A 26,186-nucleotide genomic window follows, 5' to 3' on the forward strand; every position below is an offset into this window, starting at 1 on the left:
TCGCATTCAGCCTTCAGTCTCTTTGGGGTTGCTGCGCAACCCAGCGGGAGCAAGCTCCCTCGCCACAGGGGAGTGTTAACCATGTCCCCGGACCAAACAGGGGGTACTGAAGTGAGGGGTTATAGCTCGCTGACCTTCACCCAACGCTGCTCCCGCGCCGCCACCCGAATCGCCGCCGCCAGCCGCTCCACTTCCCAGGCCTCTTCGAAGTCCGTGCCGCTGCCGCCTTCGCCTGCAAGCGTCATGACCAGTTCCTGCACCTCCAGGGTCTTCAATTCGTTGTACCCCAACTGGTGCCCGGCGGCCGGGCTGAACGCGGCGTAGCCCGGCAAATCCGGGCCGGCCAGCAGGCGCTGGAAACCTGGCTGGCCGACGCGACACACGCGCAGTTCATTCAGCCGTTCCTGATCGAACGCCAGGGTGCCGAGGGTGCCGCTGATCTCGAAGCTCAGGTGGTTTTTGTAGCCGTGCTTGAGCCAACTGCTGCTCACCGTGCCCCGGGCGCCATTGGCGAAACGCAGCAACGCGTGGACCTGGTCGTCCACCGCGATGGCACGTTGTTCGGCATTGCCCGCGCTGGCAGGGCGTTGGCTGTGCACGGTCTGGCTGTCGGCGCACACCGCCTCGACATCGCCCAACAAGTGCCGGGCCATGGCCAGCAAGTGGCTGCCCAGGTCCGCCAGTGCGCCGCCGGCGTGGGCCGCTTCGCAGCGCCATGACCACGGCGAGGCGGGGTTGGCCATGAAGTCTTCGCTGAATTCGCCCTGGAAACTGATGATCTGTCCCAGTTCGCCGCGCTGGATCATGTCCCGCGCCCGTTGAATGATCGGGTTGTGCTGGTAGTTGTAGCCGACCCGCGTCACCACCCCGGCCGCCTTGGCCGCCTGGCGCATCTGCTCGGCCTGCTCCAGGGACACCGCCAGGGGTTTTTCACAATAGACCGGCTTGCCCGCCGCCAACGCCGCCATGGCCATCGGGAAGTGCAGGTGGTTGGGAGTGGTGATGGCGATCAGGTTGACCTTGGGGTCGTCAATCAGTTGTTGCCAGTCGCTGTGGGCCGTCTCGAACCCCCAGCTCTGGGCGCACTGCCGGGCACGCTGAGGATCGGCGTCGGCCAGGGCCGCCAGTGTCAGGTTCAGGGGGAGGTCGAACACCGCCTTGGCATTGTGGAACGCCAAGGCATGGGCACGGCCCATGAAGCCGGTGCCAATCAGACCGATGCCGAGTTCACGCATGAGGAAGAGCCCTTTGAATTGTTATTTTCAGAAGAGCTATTTATGGAATAAATATTCTCTAATTGCAAATGTTGGAATAAATATTCATTTGTTCGTCGTCACTACAATGCCATGTGGGAGCGAGCAAGCCCGCTCCCACAAAGGTTTCCATCCTCAGGACAGGAACCCACCGTCCACATTCAACGCCACACCCGTGGTGTAGCTCGACGCATCGCTGGCCAGGTACAGCACAGCGCCGGCCATTTCGCTCGGGTCGGCCACGCGCTTGAGGGGGATCTGCGCCAGGGCGGTTTTCAGGATGGCGTCGTTCTTGACCAGGGCCGAGGCGAACTTGGTGTCGGTCAGGCCCGGCAGCAGGGCGTTGCAGCGGATGCCGAATTGCGCGCACTCCTTGGCGAAGACTTTGGTCATGTTGATCACCGCAGCCTTGGTCACCGAGTAGATGCCCTGGAAGATCCCCGGCGAGATGCCGTTGATCGACGCCACGTTGATGATGCTGCCGCCGCCGTTCTCGCGCATCAGCTTGCCGGCTTCCACCGACATGAAGAAGTAGCCGCGGATGTTCACGTCCACGGTTTTCTGGAACGCACCCAGGTCGGTGTCCAGGACGTTGCAGAATTGCGGGTTGGTGGCGGCGTTGTTGACCAGGATGTCCAGGCGTCCGAACTGTTCGCGGATGCTCGCGAATACCTGGCTGATCTGCTCCATTTCACCGATGTGGCAGGCGATGGCGGTGGCCTTGCCGCCGGCGGCGATGATGGCGTCGGCCACGTGTTGGCAACCATCGAGCTTGCGGCTGGAAACGATTACATGCGCGCCTTGCTGGGCCAGCAGTTTGGCGATGGCTTCGCCGATGCCGCGGCTGGCGCCGGAAACGAAAGCGATTTTACCGTCGAGGTCGAACAACTGGGTCTTGGACATGCTGTTTCCTTGTTATAGGTGCGCTCAGAGCGTGGATTTGCTGATGACCTGCAGGCTCATCTGCTCCAGCAGCTTGTTCATCTGAACGAACTGCGCGAAGCGTTTGTCCTGGGTCTGGCCGTGGAAGAAGCGGTAGTAGATCTGCTGGACGATGCCGGCCAGGCGGAACAGGCCGTAGGTGTAATAGAAGTCGAAGTTGTCGATGCGGATCCCGGCGCGCTCGGCGTAGTAATCGACGAACTCGCGGCGGGTCAGCATGCCAGGGGCGTGGCTGGGCTGGCGGCGCATCAGTTGCACCGGCGCTGGGTCGTCGGCCTCGATCCAGTAGGCGAGGCTGTTGCCCAGGTCCATCAACGGATCGCCGATCGTGGTCAGCTCCCAGTCCAGCACGCCGATGATCTGCATCGGGTTCTCGGGGTCGAGGATCACGTTGTCGAAGCGGTAGTCGTTGTGGACGATGCTCGACGTAGGGTGGTCGGCGGGCATCTTGTCGTTGAGCCAGGCCTTGACCGCTTCCCACTTCGGCGCATCGGGCGTCAGGGCTTTTTCGTAGCGGTCGCTCCAGCCGCGGATCTGTCGGGCCACGTAGCCTTCGGGCTTGCCCAGGTCGGCCAGGCCGCAGGCGTTGTAGTCGACACGGTGCAGCTCGACGAGCCGGTCGATGAAGCTCTTGCACAGCGCTTCGGTGCGGGCGGCGTCGAAACCCAGTTCCGGCGGCAGGTCTGAGCGCAGGATGATGCCCTTGACCCGTTCCATTACATAGAACTCGGCGCCCATCACTGACTCGTCGGTGCAGTGCACGTAGGCCTTCGGGCAATAGGGGAATGCCTCGCGCAGCTGATTGAGGATGCGGAACTCGCGGCCCATGTCGTGGGCGGACTTTGCCTTGTGGCCGAACGGCGGACGGCGCAGGACGAATTCCTGCTCGGGGTATTCCAGCAGGTAGGTCAGGTTCGACGCGCCACCGGGAAACTGGCTGATCCGGGGCAGGCCGGTCAGGCCGGGAATGTGGGCCTTGAGGTACGGGTCGATCAGGTTGGCATCGAGTTCTTCACCGTCGCGCACGCGGGTGGACTGATCAGTAAACGCCATGCTTATCCCTTCTGCTTATTTTGGAGGCCATCGATCATTGGCTAATCTAATGGCGCGCGGGAGGCGTCACAAGCACGCCAGGGTCTTATAGGTTAGCGTGTTGCCGGATAATCAGTGGGCTTGATGCATTGCGGCGTGCGCGTCGAGGATGGGCGAGCTAAGGTTCTGGAGTCTGTCGCTTTCAAAGGAGCAACCGCGATGGGATGCCCGCAAGTCTGTGGCACCGCGACCTTGCAATGCAGCTTCGGCGCTGCCCCGGCGGTGCTCAATGTGCTGCCGGTCAATCGCCTGCTGACCGGCGGGATGCCGGCGGCGAACATCATGGACCACATCCCGCTGGTGAACATCACCACGTTTGGCATGTGCATGAGCCTGGCGAACCCGACCGTGGCCGCCGCCACCGCGGCGGCACTCGGCGTGCTGACCCCCATGCCCTGCATCCCGGCCACCGCGGCGCCATGGATCCCCGGCGGCGCCCCGACCCTGTTGCTGGGCAACATGCCGGCCATCGATGCTAACAGCACCTTGATGTGTACCTGGGCCGGGGTGATCAAGATCGTTGTGCCAGGGCAGGTGCAGATGTTGATTCCCTGAGTAACACCAAGATCCCTGTGGGAGGCTATGTAGGTTACTTAAGACCGTAGATGACCCCGTGGCGAGGGAGCCTGCTCCCGCTGGTGCGCAGCAGGCCCATTTTTGTGAGTGCTTCGCACTCAAGCGGGAGCACGCTCCCTCGCCACAGTGAATTAAACAAACCTTAGGTGAACAGCATTCCCTGTGGGAGCGAGGCGGCTGCAGGAACCAGTCCCCAGTTTATGCCTGCGCCGGATCATTCCAGCGCCTGAACCACCAGCGCACCCGGGAGATTGGCTTGCCTTCGGCGTCCAGCGGCCGGCCGTCTTCGGCGTAGGCCTGGGCTGGTTCCAGCAGTTGGCCATTGAGGTAGCGCGCTTCGACCGCCGGGTTGCCGTTGGGGTGCAGGCGGCGATAGCGGCCGTCGCGCACGCCGTCGCGATAGACCTCGGCTTCGGCCAGTTGTCCGTCGGGAAAGTAGTTGTTCGCCTCGCCGTGCAGCAACCCACGGCGATACGTGGCCTGGCGTTGCAACCCGCCTTCGGCCGCGTAGAAGCTCGCCACACCTTGCAGTTTGCCTTTCACGAACGGCAGTACCGCCGAGACCTTGCCATTGGGGTGATACAGGGTGCTGGTGCCTTGCAGTTCACCTTGGCTGTAGTTGAGTTTTGCTTGCGGGCGTTGGGCTTCTTCGATCTGCAGCGGGCCGTCGAGCTGGCCGTCGACCAGTTGCCCGCTCAGTTGGCTGTCGCCACGTTCCACGTCGAGTCTCTTCGAGGCCATCGGTAGGTTCCTGTCAGTTGACCTTCACCAGGCCGCCCTTGATGGTCAGCATGCCGCCGCCGTCCACGGTCTGTTCGGCCGCCGCCTTGTTTACCAGGCTGATGCCGGCGTCATTGGTCAGGGTGGTGCCGGCTTTGTTTTCCAGCGAGGTACCGGCCTGGTTGCTCAGGGCTGTGCCGGCTTTCTGGCTGATGGACGTGCTGGCCTGGGCGGCCAGGTCGGCGCCGCTCTTGATCGCGAAGCTGCCGCCGCTTTGCAGGGTCAGGGTGCCGCTGACCTTGATGGTCAGGTTGCCGTCCACCGTCAGGCTGTAATTGCCAGTGACCTTGTGCTCGTAGTTGCCGCCGGTGCTGTGGGTCTGGTCCGAGCCCACGGTGACAGTGCGGGTGTCCTTCACATCGAGGCTGTCGCTGCCGGTCTGGATGGTCACGCTGCGCTTGCCTTTCTCCAGGGTCACGGTTTCGTCGCCATCCTTTACCGTACGGGTGCGGGCGTTCTGCACCGTGAGGGTTTCGTCGTGACCGACGGTGGCGGTGGTGTCGTTGAGCACGTTGATGTTGAAGTCTTTCTGGGCCTGGAGAAACACCTCTTCGGCGTCCTTCTTGTCTTCGAAACGCAACTCGTTGAAACCGCCGCCGCCCTTGGACGATTGGGTCTTGATCCCGGACTGGGTCTGGTTCGCCGGCAGCGCGTAGGGCAGGGCATTGTCGCCGTTGTAGACGCAGCCGGTGACCAACGGACGGTCCGGGTCGCCGTCGATGAAGGTCACGATGACTTCCTGGCCGATGCGCGGCACGAATTGCATGCCAAAGCCTTTGCCGCTCCACGGCAAGACCACGCGGACCCAGCACGATGACGTCTCGTCGTTTTTGCCGGTGCGGTCCCAGGGGAACTGCAATTTGATCCGGCCATATTCATCGGTCCAGATTTCTTCGCCGGCCTTGCCCACCACCAGCGCTGTCTGGGTGTGCATGCGGGGTTTTGGCGTGAGGCGGGGGGGTCGATAGACCGTGGCCTTGGGGATCGCTTCGAAGCGGTTGCGATAGCTGTCGTGGCTGGCTTCGTGGCTGACCGAGGTCACGACCCAATCGATATTCAGTGTCGTGTCTTCATGGCCGGCGAGGGTGAACCAGTATCCCGGCACCAGCCAGCGGCAATCGCTTTCGCCGACAAAACGTTGCTCCTGGCTGCGCAGGCCGTCCACCCGCTGTTTGGTCAACGCGTCGCCCTGGGCCTTGGCGGTGTAGCCGCCCGGGTGTTCGTACACCGAACTTGGCCCGGCCACGGCTTCGGCCTGGCTGTAGAGCGATGTCGTTGGGGTGGTGAATTCATAGTCGGTCGCCTGGTAAACCCCGGCCACCGCTTGCAGGCACACTTGCCCGCAGCGGATGCCGTGCAGTTCCCGCTCGCCGATTCGCTGCCCGAGGTAGTTCACCGTCGGCCCGTTGGGAATCGGTGCGAAGGCGTCGTTGCTGTCGGCCAGGACCAGCGTGTGGGTGCCTTCTTCGTGGGTGAAAAACCAGAAGATCCCATCTTCTTCCAACAGGCGCGAGACGAAGGCCAGGTCGGTTTCGCCGTACTGCACGCAGTATTCGCGCGGCGTGTAGCTGCCGGTGAGCTTGAGCTGGAAGTCGGTGAAACCATGGGCCTTGAAAATCGTGGTGACGATGTCCGAGGTGGCAAGGTTCTGGAACACCCGGTTGTTGCTGGCCAGGCTCAGCCACCAGAGCCAGGGCCGGAGCAGGAGTTGATAGCGTTCGGCGGTGGCGTCGGCCGGCAGTTGGCGGATTTCGGCCACCAGCCAATCCAGCGGGCGCAGCAAGGCGTCCTTGTGCAGCGTGGTGGTCACATGGCTGGCGACGGCCGTCGTGAGGTCCAGCGAGGCGCCGTCGTTGACGCCGTTGAGCATGTGCGAACCCAGGGCGTTGAGGCGTTCTTCGCCGGACAGCGACTCAGGGTACAGCGCCGACAGCGAGGTGGCGGTGAGGAAGAGGGTGGTGTTGCTGTCGGTGGAGCGGGGCATTCAGGGCCTCGAAGCATACGAATTCGTGAGTCGGATTGAATGAAGACTGACAGTCATTCAACTGTAATGCTTAGTGATGAAGTTATACGGCGCACTCAGCTCCTTGGTTCGACTGATAGGAAGCCCATGGGGGTAGGTATCGATGTTGCAGAGATAAGCGATGAAAGAACCCTCCGCGTCGCAAATCCAGGAGTCGCCGCGATTTAAAGTCATTTCCAGTAAATTACGGTTTTTTTGTGTGACAGCGATGATCACAACCCAGCGATGGTCGGCATTGAAACCGTGTAGCTTGTGAACATCGCGGGTGATCGCCTCTTGAAGGTTTTTACCGGCAAAATTTCCAGTGACGCCTTCCACTTTGATCTCCACTGCATAGGAGCTGCCGTCGAGCTCGAAATAAAAATCCACCTGCTCTGGATAGTAGGGCGCCGGGTAATAGATCTCTCTGAGTTTGGCTTCAGTTACGTAGGCTCGTTTCAAGTGATGGGCAATCTCGACCTGCGCAGCGGTTTCCCAGTGCGCATGCGATGTCCAGCCTTTGGTGAATTGATCGGGTGCACCCGAAAAGTCGTCTGGGTGAACGCCGGCCGCCTGTAGTACAACGTTGAGAAACTCCTTTTCAGTCATGGCGATTATCTCCATTCAGTTGGAAATGATTATGCAAGTCGGGGGGGCAATTCACTCCAACACCCACTCCGCCAACTTGCCCGTCACCTGCGTCATCAACACATTCTCGACATCCCGTGCCCCCGCCGCGCTGCACTTGGCCAACACAGCCTTGACGATCCCCGCATCGAATTCGAACTGCTTGCCCGTCGCAGCCTTGTAGCGCCCGCGCAATTTTTCCAGCTTCGCCAGCACAATCCCCTCCAGCGTCGCTTCATCCAGCGGTCGGTACGCCACCACGGTCATGCGCGCCAAAAACGCCGGGCGGAACGCTTGCAGCAGCACTTTGTGCAAGGCTTCGTTGAAGACGTCGCTGCCCAGTTGCGCGCTAGGCGTATCCAGCAACAGCTCAGCGCCGACGTTGCTGGTGGCGAGCATCACGGTGTTCTTGAAGTCCACCACCAGGCCGGTGCCGTCTTCCATCAGGCCTTTGTCGAAGACGTTGTAGAAGGCTTCGAGCACATCCGGGTGGGCCTTTTCGATTTCATCCAGCAGCACCACGGAATAGGGTTTGCGCCGCACCGCTTCGGTGAGCACGCCGCCGCTGCCGTAGCCGACGTAGCCGGGTGGGGCGCCTTTGAGTTGGCTGACGGTGTGGGCTTCCTGGTACTCCGAGAGGTTGATGCTGATCAGGTTGCGTTCACCGCCGTACAAAGCGTCGGCCAGGGCGTAGGCGGTTTCGGTCTTGCCCACGCCGGTGGGGCCCACCAGCAGGAACACCCCGACCGGTTTCTGTGGGTCGGTGAGGCCGGCGCGGTAGGCTTGCAGGCGTTGGGCAATGGTGTTCAGCGCTGTGCTCTGGCCCATGACCCGCTGGCCCATGCGCTGGCCGAGGGTGCGCACGGCGTGGGCTTCGTCGGCGAGCATCTTGCCCACCGGAATACCCGTCCAGCCGGCAATCACGGCGGCGACGGTCTTGCTGTCCACCTGTTCGGGCACCAGCGGATCGTCCTGGCGAATGGCATCGAGGCCGGCCTCCAGACGCAGCAGTTCGGCGGCCAAGTGGTCGATGCGGTTATCGATCTCGGTGTCGGCTTTTTCACTGTCGGCGCGTTCGCTCAGGGTAAGCAGTTCGCGTCGGGTGTCGAGCAATTCGCGCACGGCTTCGCGCTCTTCGCCCCAGCGGGTTTCCAGCTCGCGGATGGCTTGCACGTTGCTGGTCGATTCGGCTTCGAGCAGCGTGATGCGCTCGCGATGATCCAGCCCGGTGGCCTGTTCCCGGCGCAGGCGTTCGACCTCGTCCTTGAGGCTATTCTGTCGATGGCGCAGGCTTTCCAGCGGCGGCGGCACGTCGTGCTGGCCGAGGGCGACCCGGGCGCAGGCGGTGTCGAGCACGCTGATGGCTTTGTCCGGCAACTGTCGCCCGGAGATGTAGCGGTGGGACAGCTTCACCGCCTCGTGGATGGCCGCGTCCAGCACCTGCACGCCGTGGTGCTGTTCCAGTTTGCTCGCGACGCCCCGGAGCATTTCCACAGCGGTAAGTTCGTCCGGTTCTTCGACCTGCACCAGTTGGAAGCGGCGGGCCAGGGCCGGGTCTTTCTCGAAATATTTTTTGTACTCCAGCCAGGTTGTGGCGGCCAAGGTGCGCAGTTCGCCCCGGGCCAGGGCCGGCTTGAGCAGGTTGGCCGCGTCGCTGCCGCCTTCCGCACCGCCGGCGCCGATCAGCGTATGGGCTTCGTCGATAAACAGGATGATCGGCTTTTCGGCACTGCGTACCGCGTCGATCACGCCTTTGAGGCGCTGTTCGAATTCACCTTTGACGCCGGCACCGGCCTGCAACAGGCCCAGGTCAAGGACGCGCAGGGTGACTTCCTGCAACGACGGCGGCACATCCCCAGCGGCGATACGCAGGGCCAGGCCTTCCACCACCGCAGTCTTGCCGACGCCGGGTGCACCCACCAGGATCGGGTTGTTCTGCCGGCGCCGGAGCAGGATGTCGATGCACTGGCGGATCTCGCCGTCGCGACCGACGATGGGGTCGATGCGTCCGGCCCGGGCGTCGGCGGTCAAGTCCTGGGTGTACTGGTCCAGCACCGGGTCTTGTTTCTGGGGAGGCTCGCCGGGTTTGGCCGGGCGCACGCCACCGACATGTTCACGGGAGCTTTCGGTCCACTCCAAGAGATGGGCGCGCAGGGCGTCGCGGGGAATGCGCAGCAACGACGAGGCGCTGTTGAGCAGCAGGCTGCGGCGCTCATCACGGTCCAGCAGGGCCAGCAGCAACAGCCCGGAGCGGATGTTGTCCAGGCCCAGCACGCTGGCCTGGACCACGGCGTCTTCCAGCAGGCCGATGGTTTGCGCCGATAAGGCGGGTGTGCGGGTGCTGCCGGATTTGAACAGGTCCAGTGCCTTGTTGGTTTCCGTTGCCACCGCGTCACGCTCCAGACCGAAACGTGGCAGCAGGCAGGCAAAATCACCGCCCTCGATGTCGAGCAGTTCCAACAGCAGGTGCTCGATTTCCACGTAGTGATGGCTGCGCTGCATGCAACGTTGCGCGGCTCGTTCCAGGGCGCGGCGGTTGTCCGGGTTGAGGCGTCCGATCAGGCTGGCCAGTTCCATTCAGGCAATCTCCGGCTGACGAAGGCGGGTTTCGATCCGTTGCACGGCGAGGGTCGTCTGGTGTTGCAGGCCACCGTTCCAGTTCAGCCGTGGCGCTGCCTGGCGGTCCAGTTGCAGCGGGCCGGCGCCGCGGATCAGCAGCACCAGGGTGCAATCCAGGTCGGGGCCGAAGTACAGGGCGTAGAGGCTGGCGAGCAGCGGATGGGTTTCGCCGTTGGGCAGCAGTCCGCTGGCCTGGCCCGTGGTCAGCGGGCCGAGGGTCAGGCGCACGCCGGCATGTTCGTCCCAGACGTGGCTGCCGGCCACTGCGTTGCGGCCCAGGCACAGGTTGCGCCCGCCCGGTTGCAAGCGGCTGCGGCTGGCCGGCGGGATTTCACGCCAGCCACCTTCGTAGGCCGTCAGCTCCACGGGCAGCCCGAACTGTTCACGGACAATCGCCGCGAACCCGTCCAGGGAGCGCCGGCCATCGGCGTACAGCGCGGTGCAGGCCAGTACCGCCGAGTCGGGGGCGGCCTGGCGCTCCTGCAAGGCCTTGGGCAGCAGGCCGGTCAACGCCCGCAGTTGCGCGTGTACGGCGGACGATCCCGGGGCAGTGAAACCCAAGGCGATGCGATGTTTGCGCATCACCTTGTAAAGCAGGCTGAGCAGGCGATGCTGGAACAGGTCGAAGAATTCCGCAGGGGCATGATCCTTCGCCCGTGCTCGTTGTTGCAGCCATTCCTGGTAGGCGTAGGGCAACGGGCCGTCGGGGCCGCCGAGGCCGAAAATCGGCGTGGTCAGGGTTGGCGGCAGGCCGGGTTCCTGGCCCAGGCTTTCCACTTCGCTGGCGGCGAACAGCGGCGTCAAGGGTCCGCGCAGACGCAAGGCTTCGGCGTGCGGCGCGGTGCCGCTGCCCAGGGGCTCGGCCTGGGGATGTTCACGTTCGAGCAACAGCAAGGCCTGGAGCCATTCGAAACGTTGCGGGTCGCGCCGCAGGCGCTGGCTCAGGTTCAGAGCACCAGGGGTTTGCCGGCTTGGGGTTGCCATGTCTTCACCTCCTTGTCGGACTGGACCAGCACGGTGCGCACGAAGCGATTGGCGGTGGCGTAAAGGGAAAAGAATTGTGCCAGTACCCCGGAGAACAGCACGGCGCTGCTACCGACGAAGTGTTGCGGATCCAGTTGCAGGCGCACCTCCAGGCCGTTGCGCCAGCCGCGCCAGGCGTCTTCGCCGACATGGGCGATGACCCGGTCGCAACTCAGCCCCGATACCCCTTCGATCTGGCGATGGGCGCTGGCCTCGTCCCGCAGGTTGTGCAATTGGAGGATCTCGCTCAGTGCGTCCAATGCCTGGGGGCCTTCGACCAGCGACAAATGGTTGAGGGTCAATTGCGACACCAGCCGCCAGCGCGATTCGCCGTCCAGGCGCGGCAGGCTTTGCGGGCTGGGTGGGTTGCGCAGGCGCGCCCAGGCCACCGGCCCCGGGCGCTCGAAACCCAGCGAGGTACCGGCCGGCAGGCTCTGGGCCAGGTGGCGGTTGGTGCACAGCAGTTCGGCGGTGAGGCTGTAGTCGCGGGTTTCGGCCAGCGGGTCGAACTGGGTGTCCACCAGGCTGACCATCAAGTCGGTGCCCAATCGGTTCGGGCTCATGCCACTGACCCGTCGCGCATGCCAATAGCAGGTTTGGTCGCTGCCATGCTGGCTTCCGTAATAGGCCGGCACTTTGCGCACGCCCTGGCTGGACATGGCGCGCATGCCACGGATGCTGTGGATCTCGACGCTGTTTTCCCGATGACTGTCGGCCACCAACCGGTACTCGCTGCGGGTGCCATCCGGGCGCAGCGGCTCGGAAGTCCTGGGAAACAGGTTGATCACCGGCGTGCAGCCCAGGGCGATGTCGCTGGCCTGGAGCGGCAAGCGGCTGGTGGGAGGGCGGTCGAAAACGATGTACAGGTACAACGACGGACTGTCGCTGGTGGCGCCGGCCAGTGGCAGATCGAAGAAACCGAATTTATCCGGGAAGGCAAAGTACTCCGCCAGCAGGCGCATGCCGGGATGTACGCCGTCTTCATCCGGCAGCAAGACCTGGTCATTGGCGAAGCCGACGATCTGTGGCAAGCCTGTCAGCGACGCCGGCACGCTGCCCGGCGCACCGGCCAGGACCTCGATGGCGTGCGCGCCCAGCAGGTCGTACAGCCCGGCGTTGATGATCGGTGACGCCGCCAGGTGTACCCGCAGCGAGTCGATTCCCAGCGTCGACCACTGGTTTTCGCCCAGGCACCGCAGCTCCAGGCGCAAGGCCGAGCGTGCCCGGACCACGCCGGTCAGCGCCTGGGTTTCGTCGCTGCCCAGCAGCAATGCCTCGCTGATTTCAACCGGCCACAGGTGCACGGCGGCGGTGGTCCGAAAATGAATGCTCTGGCCTTTGTCCGTAGTGACGAACAACGGTGTGTCGCGGGGCAGCGGGTAGCCCTCGTTCAAGTTGCCTTTGCTGGGGTCGGGTTCGAACTGCACGATGGCGCACGACGGCAAGGGTCGCATGGCCAACGGGTAAAGCTGTTCGAGCAGGGCATCGCTGAATTCGGCGTAGTCGTCGTCCAGCCGGCGTTGCAAGCGGGCGGCCAACAGGGCGAAACCTTCCAGCAGGCGCTCGACATGCGGGTCGGGGCATTCGCCCGGGGACAACTCCAGGCGCCGGGCGACCTTGGGGTAGCGCTCGGCGAACAGGCTCCCGGCATGCCGCAACCAGGTCAGTTCGCGCTGGTAATAGTCCAACAGTTGCGGGTCAATCGAGTCGCTCATGTCGTACCTCAAGGCCGTCGCCGGCGTGCTCGATGACAAAGGCCACGGGCCAGGCATGCTGGTCGCCGCGCAGCTCGCCCAGCAGCCGTATGCACAGTTGCTGCGGATGGCCCGGCACCGGGCAGACCTCGACCTCGCCCAGGCGCAGGCGAGGTTCGAAGCAGGTGATGGCCTGGCGAATTTCCCGGGTCAGTAGGCGGCGGTCATCGCTGCGCTGCTGTTGCAGCGCGGTCCAGTCGGCGATGCCGTAGTCCAGGATGCTCGGCGGCTCGGTCAGCGCCCGTGGGCCGCGTCGGGTATTGAACAGGCGCGACAGTTCGGCATGCACCGAGTCTTGCAACGCCTGTCGGTCGAACGCCCGCCCGGTATCGTCCGCCGGGCTGGCCAGGCGTTCGAACAGGGGCGGGCGCAGCCCGAAGCCAGCCATGGGCGTGGTTTCCCTACTTGGTCATTTTGTTGGCGGCCAGGTCCCAGGTCGTGCCCGCCGTGCCTTCCTTGGTGCCGTCGTCTTTCTGCGCGGTGAGCTCCCATTTGATCTTGGTGAAGTTCAGCGACAGGGTTTCCACCGGTTTGCCGCCGGTGCCGCCGCTGACACTGACGTTGGACAGCACGACGTTGGTCAGGGTGTAGACGATGAACGGCATGATCTGGCCGCTGCCTTCGGCGGCGTTGCGGCCGATGGTGATGACGGCCTGCGGGATCGGCTTGCCGGCGCAGCAATACTCGTTGAGCGAAGGGGTGGAGCTGTCGATGAATTTAGTCAGGGTGAATTCGCCGATATGGGGCCGACCAGAGGTACGCTCCGAGTTGCTGACGTCGTTGGTGACCTGCATCGCCACGTTATGGCTGTAGGACATGACCTCGATCTTGTCCGTGAAACCCTCCAGCAGGCTGTCGCCCTTGATGTCGCCGCCGAGGTCGAGAATGATTGCATCCATTATGTGGAACTCCAGAAAAAGACAAGTAGGTGGTACCCAATACCCCTAGAAACGAATGCCGAACCCCTGTGGCGAGGGAGCTTGCTCCCGCTGGGCTGCGCAGCAGCCCTAAAAAACAGGGCCGCTTCGCGCCCCAGCGGGAGCAAGCTCCCTCGCCACATAGCCACATAGCCACATAGCCACAAGCGGTCAGGCAGCTACCGGCGGCGGCAGGGTGGCCACCAGGCGAATCGAGGCGGTCAGCTCCTCCAGCTGGAAGTGCGGCCTCAGGAACACCGTGGCCTTGTAGGCCCCTGGCTTGCCGGCCACTTCCGTCACGTCCACTCGCGCTTCGCGCAACGGGTACTGCGCCTTGATTTCTTGTGGCGCGTTGTCGTTGATCAGCACGTAGTCGGCGATCCAGTTGTTGAGGTAGGTCTGTACGTTGTCGCGGGTCATGAAACTGCCGACCTTGTCGCGCATGATCACCTTCAGGTAATGGGCGAAGCGCGAGGCCGCGAGCACGTACGGCAACATCGCCGAGATCCGCGCGTTGGCGTTGGCCTCGTTGGTGTTGTAGACCTTGGCCTTGTTGGTGGTCTGGCCGCCGAAGAACACGGCCACGTCGCTGTTTTTCTTGTGGCACAGGGAGATGAAGCCCAGGTCGTTGAGTTCTTTTTCGCGACGGTCGGTGATCGCCACTTCGGTCGGGCATTTGAGCGACAGATCCCCGGAACTGGTGCGGAACGTATGGGCCGGCAGGCCTTCGACCGCGCCACCGCCCTCGGCCCCGCGAATGGCTGCGCACCAGCCATATTTGGCGAAGGCTTCGGTGATGCGTTGCGCCAGGGTCCAGGCGGCGTTGCCCCACAGGTATTTGCTGTGGTCCGTGCCGTTGACGTCTTCGACGTAGTTGATGCCTTCCACCGGCAGCGTGTCCGGGCCGTACGGCAGGCGCAGCAGGAAGTGCGGCAGCACCAGCGACACGTAGCGCGAGTCTTCGCTTTCACGGAAGGCGCGCCACTTGATCAGCTCCTGGCTCTCGAAAATCTTCGACAGGTCCCTGGGGATCGCCAGTTCGGTGAAGCTGGTCATGTCGAACAACCGCGGGCTGGCGGCAGCAATGAACGGGGCGTGCGCGGCGGCGGCGACGTTCGAGAGCTTTTCCAGCAGGCCGATGTCCTGCGGATGCCGGCCAAAGGTGTAGTCACCCACCAGCAGGCTGAACGGGTGCCCGCCGAAGGTGCCGTATTCTTCCTCGTAGATCTTCTTGAACAGTGCGCTCTGGTCGAACTCGACGGCTTTTTCCAGATCGTTCTGCAGTTCTTTCTGAGTGACGTTGAGCAGGCGCAATTTGAGCCGAGTGCTGGTCTCGGTGTTCTGCACCAGCAGGTGCAGGCCGCGCCAGGAGGCTTCGAGTTTCTGCAGGTCAGGGTGGTGCAGCACTTCGTTGAGCTGGGCGCTGATCAATTGGTCGATCTGGCTGATGCGGTCATTGATCATCGCCACGGTGTCCTTGTCGATGGCCATGCCTTCGTCGAGGACCTGGGTGGCGAATTCGGCCAGCATGTCGCGGGCATAATCTTGCTGGCTGTCGTCGTGGGCCATGCGGCCTTCGGCGATGATCTTGTCCAGCAGGGACAGGGTCTGGGTCGTGCTCTCGCTGGTTTGAGCGCTGGATGAAGCAGGCATGGTGTTATCTCCCTTAATGAAGCGCGCGATCAGGCCTGTGGTTCGGCCGGGGCAGGGTCATCGTTGGCGGCCACGGCGGGCAGCTCTGGCGGTACGTCCTGGGGACGCGCCGACTTGATCTCCTGCAGACCTTCGGTGTTGGCGATCACGTCGCGCAGCAGCTTGTCCAGGTCGTCGTTGCCGTCGAGCTTGGTCAGCAAGTCCCGCAGGCGTTGGCGCGCTTCGAACAACCGACGCAACGGCGTGACCTGCTCCACGACCTTGACCGGGTCGAAGTCGTCGATGTGGCGGAAGTTGAGTTCGATGTTGAGCTTGCTGTCGTCGCCGCTGAGGGTGTTGTTCACCTGGAGCGTGGCGCGGGGGGAGATGGAGGCGAGCACCTCGTTGAAATTATCCCGATCGATTTCGGTAAAGCGCCGCTCATTGAGCTTGGGCAGCGGGTCCAGTGGCTTGCCTGAGAGGTCGGCCAGAATGCCGACCACCAGTGGCAATTCTTTTTTCTCGATGGCGTTGCCGATTTCCACGTCATAGGTGATCTGGACGCGGGGAGGACGGACTCTGTCGAGCTTGTGCTGGGTACTTTCTGCCATGGCGGCCGACTCCGATGCATGTGTGGGCGCAATGCATCGGGAGTCCCGCTCATCGCATTCCCTTGCTGATCCACAGGTTGCAAATGGACGGCAGAAAACCTGTCATTCCCTTGACGAACCTGGCGCATTCGACCGTGTGGGTCGAACTACCCAAGACGCTAGAACAGGTCTATAAAAAAGCAAGCAAAAACAATTTTTGACCGCTGAGAAAAGGAAGATTCATTTTGCGTGGGTTTTTTTTCGGATTTCTTTTGAGCCTGGCGCTCACCGGTTGCTCGCTTTTTGCCCCCAGCGTCGACCTGGACAGCCTGACCCTGGACGTCGCGCCGCGTGCCAATGACGACACGCCGATCGCCGTGGACTTCATCGCGGTGAACGACCCGGACCTGCTCAAGCAGCTGTCGGGCATCACCGCCAGCCAATGGTTCGCCGAGCGCGAACAGTTCCAGCGCGACTATCGTCAACTCATGTCGGTGTGGGGGCTGGAGCTGGTCCCGGGGCAATTCATCGACCGCCAACCCTTTCCGTTGGAGGGCCGGCGCGCCGCTGGACTTTTGGTCTTCGCCAGCTATAACACTCCCGGAGCCCACCGGCTTCGGCTGGACGATCAGCGCCAGGCCTGGCTGAAGTTCGACAGTCGGGAGATGACCCTCGTCAATGATGGGGCTCGATGACAGCCAGCCTTGAGTGACCGCGGGCCGCCCAGCGCGGCGAATTGGGATGTCGAAGGGAGTCGTATGAGTCTGTTACCTGACGCGGTGTGCTGGCATGAGGGCATGCAATTGCTGCCCCAGCATTTTCAATTGCAAGGGCTGCGTGCCGAGGCCCTGGCTGCGTATTTTGCCGGGGCCTGCAACCCTTGGTTCTGGGGTGTCAGCCAGTTGGAAGTCGATCCTTCGGCCCTCAGCGCCGGCCAGGTGCGGCTGCTGCAATTGCAGGGCACCTTGCCGGACGGCCTGCCGGTCAACCTGCAGGCCGGGGTCGGGCCGACCCTGGAGTTGGACATCGGCGAGGCGATCGACAAGACCGACGACGCCACCGTGACTGTGTACCTGGCCGTCAGCCCGCTGTGGCGTGCCGGGCAATTGGTGCCGCTCAAGGGGCGCCTGCAATCGGTGGTCGGCGAGGCATTGCCGGACCTCACCAGCGGTGCATTTCCCGAGTCGATCACCGTCTGGCGACCCAACCCGAGGCTGTGCACGCAACTGAGCAAGGCGGATTCGATCTGCCTGCCGCTGTTGCGCATCCGCAAGGAGGGCGGTGGCTTCTGGCGCGTGCCCTACACCCCGCCGACGCCGATCCTGTTGCCGGAGTCGGCCCTCGGTCGCCGGGTCGCCGGGGTGTGTGCCCGGGCCCGGGAAAAGTGCATGTTTCTCGCTGGTCGCTTGCGCCAGGCCCAGGCGGCTGGCAACCAGGACGATGCCATGGAGATCCGTCGGCAATTGACCGCCTTGTGGGCGCGCTTGCCGGAAGTCGAAGGCGCGCTGAACACTCGGGTGGCGACGCCCCAGGCGCTCTACGGTTTGCTGCTGGGGCTGGCCGGGAGCTGGTCGGCCCTCGATCCACTGGCGGGTGTCCCGGCCTTCGCACCGCTGGATTTCCTCGAATTGCAGCGCGGCTACGAGCCGTTGCTCGACTGGCTGGAAACCACCCTGGAACTGGTTCGCGCCGGCTATCGCAGCCTGGCCTTTGAGCGCAATGAGCAGGTCTTCTCGATCCAGTTGCCTGACGACCAACCGGACCAACGCCTGGTGATCGGCCTGCGCATGCCCAACGGCGCCAGCGAGCAGGCGGCGGGCGAGTGGTTGCGTGGGGCGATCATCGCGTCGGCGCGGCACATCCCGCTGCTGAGCCGACAACGCATGAGCGGGCTGCCCCACCAGGCCATGAGCCGCAACGAACAGGTGGCCTACAGCGTGGGCGACGACACCCGTTTGTTTGTGGTGGCCGCCAGCGGCCAATGGTTCGACGCGCAATTGCCGCTGCACATCGTGGCGCCGGCATCGGCCCAGGCCAGCAGCCCGTGGCAAGTGGTGTTGTTCGTGGCGCAAGCCAGTGAAAGTGCCTGATCGCAAAAGGGGAGTCGTATGCCTGATGGAAGTGGCGGGGCGGTTCGGAGTCTGCATGAGGCGCCGCTGAGCAGCGCTTTTCGCCAGGCCTGGCTGAAGTGGTCCCAGGAATGGCAAGACTTGCCCAAGGACAGCGACCCTGCGGTATTGGTCAATCGGGTGGTGGAGTTTTCCGGGCGCAGCGCCCAGCGTCTGTGGCGGGTGGCCTTCGCCACCGTCGGCGATGCCGCTACCGAGCAGGTCAAGTCGCTGGTCTACGCCTTCGTGGCGCTGGTGGACGAAACCTTGCTGTTCAGCCCTTGGCCCGGACAACTGGCCTGGCAGCAGCACCCCCTCGAATCACGCATGTATGCCAGTCGCCAGGCTGGTGAGCGCTTGCCGGCGGCGATCAAGAAACTACTGGACGAGCAGATGCCCGGCACCCGGGACCTGGCGAATGTTTACCTGCAGTGCTTGATCCTCGGGTTCCAGGGGCGATTGCGTGGCGAGCCCGGCCAGGTTCAGCATGAGAAATGGCGCCTGGCGTTGTTCACGTTTGCCTGGCAGCACGAACCCGATTATGTCGATGTCAGCCAGCGCCTGGCGCTGTCTGCGGCGACGCCGCCAATGCGCATGCCGGTGCAGCAATCGCTGCCGGACGGCTTTCGCCTGGGGCTGGCGATCCTGGCGATGGTGTTGTTGCTGACCGGGTTGGGGCAGGTGTTCTGGCGTGACATTCGTTTGGAACTCGAACCGGTGTTGCAACTGAACGAGTCGGCGGTGGTCCAGGAGCAGGACTCATGAGCCCGCTGAGCATCGTTGCCCTGGTGGTGCTCGCCATCGTCGTGGTGGTGTTGATCGCGGCCCTGATCTGGTGGCTGCGGACCCAAGGCGGGGCGGCGATTCGCAGTTTCTATGGGGCGGTGCGCCGCATGGAGCAGGAGCAGGGCACCCGGGACCGCTATCAGATGCCTTGGCTGATGATGCTCGGCAACGAAACCGACGGCGCCCAATTGTGCGCTCAATGGCGCTTGCAACCGACCGACAAGGCCGCTTGGTTCGGGCGCTGGTTTTCCGATGCCGAGGGTTCGGTGCTGGTGGTGCCCCAGGCGTTGTTCCTGCCCGATGAAGGCATGAACCGCCAACGGGGTAATTGGTGGCGCCTGTTGGGACTGATGTTGCGCTTGCGCAGCAAGCGACCATTGGATGCGGTGATCTGGACCGTGCCGTTCAGCACTCTCGATGACATCGAACACACCACCGAACTGAGCCTCAAGGTCCGGCGGTGCTTTATCGACCTGTTGCAACGGTTCGGCCTCAGCCTGCCGGTGTACGTGGTGATCTGCGGGATGGAAGAGCTGCCCGGGGTCCAGGAACTGGTCAGCGCGCTGCCCGCCGAGGCGCGTGAATCGATGCTGGGCTGGTCCTCGCCCTATTTGCCGGATGCGGCCTGGCAGTCGCAGTGGAGTGACCAGGCCCTGGACCAGGTCAATGCGGCGCTGTCGCAGTCGATCATCGAGATCGGTGCGCTGTCGGGGCAATTGGGCAGCGATCTTTATGGTTTGCCGGAGCGCTTCGAAGGCTTGCGACGGGCCTTGCAGATCCTGCTGGAGCCGGTGTTCCAGGGCAATGCCCAAGGCGAAGCGCCGCGTTGTCGCGGGGTGTATTTCACTGCCAGCCAGGCGCCGGCTGTCAGCGGTGATGGTTTGACCGCCGCCGAGAGTGTCCAGCGGCAAACTGTGTTCGCCCGGCAATTGTGGTCACGACGGCTGGTGGCTGAGCGTGGCTTGGCCCAACCTGTGCCGCGGCTGTTGCGCCTGCGCCAGCGCGGGCATCGGTTGGTCGCGGCGGTGGCGTTGGTGGTGGGCCTGGTCTGGTTGGGTGGCATGGTCTGGGTCTGGCACGATTCGGTGGAGGAAGCCGAAGGGCTGTCGCGCTTGATCCTCAGCACCCATAAGAACCACCTCGTGGTCGACCCTGACGAACCGCAGCTGGAACCGACCCGGCACAACGTGCAGAACTACTGGAACATGCTGGAAAAGGCCCCGCGCTGGCGCTTTGTCTCGGTGGTCTTTCCCACTTCGTGGTTCTCTCCCGTGGACACGCAACTGGAGAATGGGGTGCGCCTGACTGCTCGGCACCATTGGATATTGCCTCTGCGGGACCTGCTCAATTCAGACCTGGAACAGCTCAAATCCATCCGCAACACCGAGCGACGGGGCAATGTGGAGAACGAAGACCCGGCGCAATGGCAGAGCTATGTGAAGGCCAAGGCACTGGTGGACCTGGCGGTACGCCTTGAACAGCACAACCAGATGTTCAGCCAGGTGGTGAACGATCCCAAGGCACCGCTGGACGAGTTGGTGCAACTGAGCAACACCGCCTTGTCCCTGGGGCTCAATACCGGCACCTTGAGCCGCGCACATTTCTACAACCGGGTGCTGTTCGATGCCGGGAACAGCGATTTGAAAGGGTTGGACCTGAATGCCGCGCGCCCGGTGATCTCCGATAATTTCACCGGCCTGATGCAGCGCTGGCTGGACCATTACTTCCTGGCGGACAACTTCGTGCGCCAGGCCGGTTACCTCAAGCTGCACTTGCAACGGCTGGAGGCCGGCAGTGGCAATTCGCTGAGTGAACTCGAAGACCTGATGGCGCTGATCGACGATTTGCAGACCCTGGTCAGCCTGACCAACTCGGCCTGGGGGCGGGGCAAGGGCCAGGACCTGGTGCCCGGCTACAGCCAGATGCTGGACAAGGTCAGCCACAGCACTTTGCTGGGGCCGGATATCGAGCAGGACCTGGAGAGCCAGGCGGCGAAGTTGCAGCAGAGCTTTCGTGACCAATGGATCGTCCAGACCGGCTCCCGGGACAATCTGCTGGTGCAACAGGGCAGCGGCTTGCTGGTCTTGCAAGACCATGTCACGGCGCTGGACGGTGCGGTGCAGGCGCTGTTCAAGCGCGATTTCGTGGCGTTGGCCATGCAGAAGGATCCGTCGGACAGCAACCCCGATGCGATGGGCCAAGGCGATGGCAGTGATGATTTCAGTGTCGCCCTGAACTACTTCGCCAGCTACAAGAGCTATGCCGGCGAAGAACTGCCGCGCATTCCGCCGGATTACCGTGACGCGCTGATGCAGGCCGCTGAAGGCGCCGCGGCCCGGGCCATGTGGTTGAGCCTGGATGAAAGCGACGCGTCGTTGCCCGGCATGGGCTTCAATGTACAAACGACCCAGGCCGTGGCGCTGCAAAAAGCCTTCATGGATGTACATCGCGGCGACCTGGCGATCCGTTTCCAGCGTCTGCTCAATCGCCGGGCATTGGCGCAGATCAAGAGTGGCCTGGACGAAATCGATGCCCAGCCGCTGTTCAGCCAACGGGCCGATGTCCAGCGCTGGGACGGTTCGAAGAACTTCGGCTTGCAGCTGTACGGTGCCAGCGATCCACAAGACTTGAAGCTGAGCCTGAGCCAGCAGTTCGGCGTGATGCTGCAGGTCGCCGAACAGCGAATGCCCGCCCTGGAATGGCTGATCGTCCAGCAGGACAACCTGTCGGCCCTGGAACACGACCAGGTGGCACGCTTCATGGCCCTCAACGATGAATTGCTCAAGTACAAGAACCAGAACCCGGCCAGCTCGGCGGCCCAACTGGAGCAATTGGTCAGCCGGGACTTCATCGCCATGGACACCACCTCCTGCGCGCAGATCTTGCAGACCGCCAGCCTGCCCAGCGGGCGCGGCGACCTGGCCCAGCGCACGGTCGCGTTGCAGCAGGGTGCCCTGCAACGGTGCCTGTACCTGCAACAGAACCAGGCCGCGAGCGCCTGGAATGACGTGGCCAACTATTTCAATCAGTACCTGGCCGGGCGCTTCCCATTTTCGCAGGATGTGCGGGCCAGCGATGCCGATCCGGCGCGTGTCCAGCATTTGCTGGAACTGATCGACACGCGCCTGCCCCTGGCCCAGGCCGGGCTGACGTTGAGCCAGACGCCAGAGCGGCTGGCGGCCGAGGATTTCCTCAACCGTTTGAAACAGGCCGGTACTTGGCTTGGGCCGCTGTTCGTAAGGGACAAGAGTGGCATCCTGGGGGTGGAAATGGACGTGCGCTGGCGCACCGATCGCGATGAAGAGCGCGGCGCCGACCAGGTGATCGCCTGGAGTCTGGACGCCGGCAATCAACAGATCAGCTACCCCGGCGGCGGCCAGCAGAACCTGCGCTGGATGGTCGGCCAGCCCGTGCGCCTGACCTTGCGCTGGGCCCGCAACGGCTACCAGCGTCCGGCCAATGACCCATTGCAACCGAACCTGGTGGTGCGCGACCTGGAGGCCGGCTGGGAGTATCAAGGGCCGTGGTCATTGCTGCGCCTGATGCGCTCGCTGGTGTCGGCCCAGCGCCAGCCGAATGTCGACTACACCGATTTTCCCCTGGCCCTGCAACTGCCGGTCACCGCCCAGACCCAGGCCCGCACGGCGGAACAGACACTGATGTTCGTGCGCCTGTCGTTGATGAGCCAGGGCTCCAAGCTGCCGTTGTCGATCCCGCCGCTGCCGACGCGGGCGCCCCGTTCACCTTTCATGGCGACCGCATCGAGCCCCGCCATCGCCACCCGTGAGGAGGGCCTGTGAGCTTGCCGATATCGCCTTTGCCTGAGTTGGTCACTCAGTTGCTCGAGCCGATCAGCGCCGAGTCGCCCTGTGGCCCGGACCTGCGCTACGAACCGGAATACGACCAACTGCGCGAACTGCGCCGGGAGGACGACACCAGCTTGCCCACCGGTGTGTGGCAGTCTTCGATCAAGCGCGCCCTGTGGCCGGACCTGGAACGGCTCGCGACCACGCTACTGCTGGAGCGCAGCAAGGACTTGATGATCAGTGCCTGGCTGGGGGAGGCCTGGCTGCATATGGCCGGGCTGGAGGGATTGCCGGGCAGCCTGGCGCTGGTGACGGGGCTGTGTGAGCGTTATCCGGAGCAGTTGCACCCCCAGGCCGAGGAAGGCGACCAGTCGTGGCGGGTAATCCCGTTGGAGTGGCTGGCCCGTCGCTACAGCGAAGTGCTGCTGACGCGGGTGCCGTTGTTCGACGGCCGGGAACAGGCCTTCGCCGCTTTCTGCCTGGACGACTGGCAACGCTTGCAGCGCCAGCAAGTGTTGGTCAACGACAGCAAGAACGCCAAGGCCTCGGCGGAAGCGGCGCGCAACGATCAAAAGAAACTCGCCGAACTGATTCGCAACACACCCTTGTCGTTCTGGCTGCATCGCCAAGGCAGCCTGATGTTGAGCCTGCAACACCTGCAACGGCTCGAAGCCTGGAGCGACGCTTACCTGGGCAACCTGGCCCCGGGCTACAAATCCCTGCAGGACGTGATGCAGGCCTTGCTGGCACTGGTAGAGGAGTTCATCGCGATGCACCCACAGCAACCCACCGTCGCGCCGGTGCAAACGCCCCCGCCGTCCACGACGTCGACGTCCCAGGCGCAGGCGGCACCCGCCCAGGTCTTCCAGGAGCCGGCCAATCGTGAAGAGGCCTATCGACAGTTACTGGTCATCGCCGGTTACCTGGCTCGTACCGAACCCCACAGCCCGGTGCCCTACCTGATCCGGCGCGGCGTGGAGTGGGGCAACAAGCCGTTGAGCGAGTTGTTGGGTGAACTGATCAGTGCCGATGCCGAATCCCGGCGCTTATGGACGTTATTGGGCGTTCTTTAACGCTCCTCGCCGGGCCACGGCACTGGCGTCAACACCGGTTTACCGGAAAAGAACGCGGTCAGGTTCTGGCCCACCAGCTCTACCATGGCGCGGGTCGCTTCTGGCGACAGGCCGGCCACATGGGGTGTGAGGACGACGTTGGGCAGGTTTTTCAGCGCCTGCGGCACCTCGGGCTCGTGATCGAACACATCCAGGGCCGCTCCGGCGATTCGCCGGTGTTCCAGGGCGCTGATCAGATCAGCGGTGGCAACCACGCTGGCCCTGGCGACGTTCACCAGGAACCCTTTCGGGCCGAGCGCATCGAGGGTCTGCTTGTTGATCAATTGCCGGGTATCCAGGCCACCTGGCGTGGCGACGATCAGGAAGTCCGAAACCCGCGCCAGTTCCGTGGGAGTGGCGCAGAAGGTGTAGGGCACGTCATTGCGCACCCGGCGGTTGTGATAGCTGATACTCATGTCAAAGCCCAGGGCGGCCCGTTTGGCGATCGCCATGCCCACCGCGCCAAGGCCCAGCACGCCCAGCCGCTTGCCCGCCAGGGAAGGGCGCGCAACCCTTGGCCATTCGCCCCGCCGCAGGGCGGTATCGGAATGGGGTATGTCGCGCACCAACGCCAGCAACAGCGCCATGGCATGGTCAGCCACCGACGACGCGTTGACCCCGGCGCCGTTGGTGACCACGATGCCCCGATGGCGCGCGGCCTGCAGGACCACTTGTTCGTAACCGGCACCGATCACGCAGATGATTTTCAGGTTGGGCAGGGCGGCGATCTCTTCCTCCGTCAGGCCCAGGGGGCCGCGGGTCAGTACTGCGCTGAAGCGTTCACCGTGTTCGAAAATCGCCGTCTTGCGTTCGGCAGGCGTGGGCGCCAATTCCAGGTGGTAACCCTGCTTCTCGAGGATCGGCAGGTAATCATTGACGGTTTCAACCAGTACCAGAACGGTTGCGGTCATGCTGGGCTCCTGTGGGCGCTGGGGCGATTTCAAGTATTCAACCTGATTGTAGGAGCCGGGGGCAGGGGGGGCTCGGCTTTTTATGTGCATTTCGGGTTCAGCATCGCCCTTGTGGGAGCGGGCTTGCTCGCGAAGGCGTTATATCAGTAACGCATCGGCTAAATGACACACCGCTTTGGCGAGCAAGCCCGCCCACAGGAAATGCGGCGGCTGTTTCTATTGGCGTGATCTGATACGCATAACCGCTCCTCAGCTAAGTCTTTGCTTCTGCTCGTGAATCCCGGACAATCGCGCCCCTGTTTCGGCCAGGGCGCTGCCTGTCGGGCTTTTCCGACTCGTCCCGGCCGGGTGCATGTGACCGGAATACGGAGATCCGCCCGGATGAATGATCAGGCCAATAGCGTCGAAGAGCGCTTTGAAACGACAGTCCCAGCCACCCTCAGCCAATGGAGTCGCCAGGACACCACGTGGATGCTGGGCCTGTTTGGCACCGCCATCGGTGCAGGTACTCTGTTTTTACCCATCAATGCGGGCCTGGGCGGCTTCTGGCCGTTGCTGATCCTGGCTGTGCTGGCGTTCCCCATGACGTTCTATGCCCACCGAGGCCTGACCCGTTTCGTGTTATCCGGTCGCGACGGCGCGGACATCACCGAGGTGGTGGAAGAACATTTCGGCCTCAAGGCCGGTGCGCTGATCACGCTGTTGTACTTCTTTGCCATTTTCCCGATCCTGCTGATCTACAGCGTGGCGTTGACCAACACGGTGGGCAGTTTCCTGGAACATCAGTTGCATATCCAGCCGCCTCCTCGGATTGTGCTGTCCCTGGTGTTGATCCTGGGCCTGCTGGCGGTGGTCCGCTGCGGCGAGCAGGCGATCGTCAAGGCCATGAGCCTGATGGTCTACCCGTTCATCGTTGCGCTGCTGTTTCTGGCGGTGTTCCTGATTCCGCACTGGAGCGGCGGCATCCTGACCACGGCGTCCACGCCGCCTGAACTATCGGCCCTGCTGCATACCCTGTGGCTGGCGATTCCGGTGATGGTGTTCTCGTTCAACCATTCGCCGATCATTTCGGCGTTTGCGGTGGACCAGAAGCGTCGTTATGGCGCCAATGCCGAGGAACGCAGTTCGCAGATTCTGTCGCGCGCCCATGTGCTGATGGTGGTAATGGTGCTGTTCTTCGTGTTCAGTTGCGTGCTGACCCTGACCCCGGCGCAATTGGCCGAGGCCAAGGCGCAGAACCTGTCGATCCTGTCGTACCTGGCCAACCATTTCAGCAACCCGACCATCGCCTTTGCCGCGCCGCTGATTGCATTCGTCGCCATCTCCAAATCGTTCCTGGGGCACTACATCGGTGCCAGCGAAGGCCTCAAGGGCCTGATCGTCAAGAGCGGCCGCCGCCCGGCGCCCAAGACCCTCGACCGCCTGACGGCGGCGTTCATGCTGGTGGTGTGCTGGATCGTCGCCACGCTCAACCCGAGCATCCTGGGCATGATTGAAACCCTGGGCGGCCCGGTCATCGCAGCCATCCTGTTCCTGATGCCGATGTACGCCATCCGCAAAGTCCCGGCCATGGCCCGTTATAGCGGCCAGGCTTCGAATGTCTTCGTTGTGTTGGTGGGATTGGTGGCGATTACGGCGTTGGTCTACTCCCTGATG

21 protein-coding genes are annotated in these 26,186 nt (G+C 63.4%); 7 read left to right on the plus strand and 14 right to left on the minus strand.

Going from position 1 to position 26,186, the window contains the following annotated elements; all coding sequences use genetic code 11:
* Positions 1-119: 119 nt before the first annotated feature.
* The 3 genes from BM300_RS28210 to BM300_RS28220 all read right to left on the minus strand — a co-directional run bounded on the left by BM300_RS28210 (position 120) and on the right by BM300_RS28220 (position 3,248).
* The gene (locus BM300_RS28210; RefSeq protein WP_092349706.1) at positions 120-1,235 is read right to left on the minus strand and encodes a Gfo/Idh/MocA family protein; all 1,116 of its coding nucleotides are present in this window, start codon (positions 1,233-1,235) and stop codon (positions 120-122) included.
* Between the two features lie 153 nt (positions 1,236-1,388).
* Complete coding sequence (locus BM300_RS28215) at positions 1,389-2,156, minus strand: SDR family oxidoreductase (RefSeq protein ID WP_092145993.1); 768 nt, start codon at positions 2,154-2,156, stop codon at positions 1,389-1,391.
* Between the two features lie 24 nt (positions 2,157-2,180).
* Entirely contained in the window at positions 2,181-3,248 is a 1,068-nt protein-coding gene (locus tag BM300_RS28220) for a phosphotransferase family protein (protein ID WP_092464599.1), read from the minus strand.
* A gap of 198 nt (positions 3,249-3,446) precedes the next feature.
* On the opposite strand from BM300_RS28220, the gene BM300_RS28225 reads away from it, so the two are divergent.
* Positions 3,447-3,842, plus strand: a complete 396-nt coding sequence (locus tag BM300_RS28225; RefSeq protein WP_003202818.1) for a DUF4280 domain-containing protein — start codon at positions 3,447-3,449, stop codon at positions 3,840-3,842.
* A 219-nt stretch (positions 3,843-4,061) separates the two neighbouring features.
* On the opposite strand, the gene BM300_RS28230 is transcribed toward BM300_RS28225, so the two are convergent.
* The 10 genes from BM300_RS28230 to tssB form a co-directional block, all read right to left on the minus strand.
* Positions 4,062-4,604: a toxin-antitoxin system YwqK family antitoxin gene (locus BM300_RS28230; protein WP_092145989.1), complete on the minus strand. Its 543-nt coding sequence runs from the start codon at positions 4,602-4,604 to the stop codon at positions 4,062-4,064.
* A gap of 13 nt (positions 4,605-4,617) precedes the next feature.
* Positions 4,618-6,627 (minus strand): type VI secretion system Vgr family protein, encoded by a 2,010-nt coding sequence (tssI, locus tag BM300_RS28235; RefSeq protein WP_092464601.1) that lies wholly within the window; start codon positions 6,625-6,627, stop codon positions 4,618-4,620.
* A gap of 57 nt (positions 6,628-6,684) precedes the next feature.
* On the minus strand, positions 6,685-7,254 hold the full coding sequence (locus BM300_RS28240; RefSeq protein WP_092145985.1) for a hypothetical protein: 570 nt from the start codon (positions 7,252-7,254) through the stop codon (positions 6,685-6,687).
* Between the two features lie 51 nt (positions 7,255-7,305).
* A complete protein-coding gene (gene tssH / locus BM300_RS28245; RefSeq protein WP_092464603.1) occupies positions 7,306-9,849 on the minus strand; it encodes a type VI secretion system ATPase TssH in 2,544 nt (847 codons plus the stop codon).
* Complete coding sequence (gene tssG, locus BM300_RS28250) at positions 9,850-10,875, minus strand: type VI secretion system baseplate subunit TssG (RefSeq protein ID WP_092464605.1); 1,026 nt, start codon at positions 10,873-10,875, stop codon at positions 9,850-9,852.
* Positions 10,839-12,629 carry a type VI secretion system baseplate subunit TssF gene (gene tssF / locus BM300_RS28255; protein WP_092464607.1) on the minus strand — a complete coding sequence of 597 codons (1,791 nt, stop codon included), beginning with the start codon at positions 12,627-12,629 and terminating at the stop codon, positions 10,839-10,841. The genes tssG and tssF overlap by 37 nt, the downstream gene beginning before the upstream one ends.
* A complete protein-coding gene (tssE, locus tag BM300_RS28260) occupies positions 12,613-13,056 on the minus strand; it encodes a type VI secretion system baseplate subunit TssE (protein ID WP_092464609.1) in 444 nt (147 codons plus the stop codon). The genes tssF and tssE overlap by 17 nt, the downstream gene beginning before the upstream one ends.
* Positions 13,057-13,069: 13 nt before the next feature.
* Entirely contained in the window at positions 13,070-13,567 is a 498-nt protein-coding gene (locus BM300_RS28265; RefSeq protein ID WP_014337905.1) for an Hcp family type VI secretion system effector, read from the minus strand.
* Between the two features lie 189 nt (positions 13,568-13,756).
* Complete coding sequence (gene tssC, locus BM300_RS28270) at positions 13,757-15,238, minus strand: type VI secretion system contractile sheath large subunit (RefSeq protein WP_063320710.1); 1,482 nt, start codon at positions 15,236-15,238, stop codon at positions 13,757-13,759.
* Positions 15,239-15,267: 29 nt separating this feature from the next.
* Entirely contained in the window at positions 15,268-15,828 is a 561-nt protein-coding gene (tssB, locus tag BM300_RS28275) for a type VI secretion system contractile sheath small subunit (protein WP_003202799.1), read from the minus strand.
* Between the two features lie 224 nt (positions 15,829-16,052).
* Here tssB and BM300_RS28285 point away from each other — a divergent pair, with 224 nt between their 5' ends.
* The 5 genes from BM300_RS28285 to tssA all read left to right on the plus strand — a co-directional run bounded on the left by BM300_RS28285 (position 16,053) and on the right by tssA (position 23,580).
* Positions 16,053-16,502 carry a hypothetical protein gene (locus BM300_RS28285; protein ID WP_063320711.1) on the plus strand — a complete coding sequence of 150 codons (450 nt, stop codon included), beginning with the start codon at positions 16,053-16,055 and terminating at the stop codon, positions 16,500-16,502.
* Positions 16,503-16,565: 63 nt separating this feature from the next.
* On the plus strand, positions 16,566-17,897 hold the full coding sequence (tssK, locus tag BM300_RS28290) for a type VI secretion system baseplate subunit TssK (RefSeq protein WP_072341844.1): 1,332 nt from the start codon (positions 16,566-16,568) through the stop codon (positions 17,895-17,897).
* An 18-nt stretch (positions 17,898-17,915) separates the two neighbouring features.
* Positions 17,916-18,680 carry a DotU family type IV/VI secretion system protein gene (locus BM300_RS28295; protein WP_063320713.1) on the plus strand — a complete coding sequence of 255 codons (765 nt, stop codon included), beginning with the start codon at positions 17,916-17,918 and terminating at the stop codon, positions 18,678-18,680.
* Entirely contained in the window at positions 18,677-22,501 is a 3,825-nt protein-coding gene (locus BM300_RS28300) for a type VI secretion system protein (protein WP_092464611.1), read from the plus strand. Before BM300_RS28295 ends, BM300_RS28300 begins: the two co-directional genes overlap by 4 nt.
* Complete coding sequence (gene tssA / locus BM300_RS28305) at positions 22,498-23,580, plus strand: type VI secretion system protein TssA (protein WP_092349718.1); 1,083 nt, start codon at positions 22,498-22,500, stop codon at positions 23,578-23,580. Before BM300_RS28300 ends, tssA begins: the two co-directional genes overlap by 4 nt.
* Here the strand turns inward: tssA and BM300_RS28310 are convergent.
* A complete protein-coding gene (locus BM300_RS28310; protein ID WP_092464613.1) occupies positions 23,577-24,530 on the minus strand; it encodes a 2-hydroxyacid dehydrogenase in 954 nt (317 codons plus the stop codon). The genes tssA and BM300_RS28310 overlap by 4 nt on opposite strands.
* Before the next feature lie 381 nt (positions 24,531-24,911).
* Here BM300_RS28310 and BM300_RS28315 point away from each other — a divergent pair.
* Positions 24,912-26,186, plus strand: a 1,275-nt coding sequence (locus BM300_RS28315) for a serine/threonine transporter (protein ID WP_092464615.1), incomplete at its 3' end; no start/stop codon positions are given.

It is taken from the genome of Pseudomonas sp. NFACC46-3 (genome assembly GCF_900114515.1).
Lineage (GTDB): Bacteria > Pseudomonadota > Gammaproteobacteria > Pseudomonadales > Pseudomonadaceae > Aquipseudomonas > Aquipseudomonas fluorescens_Q.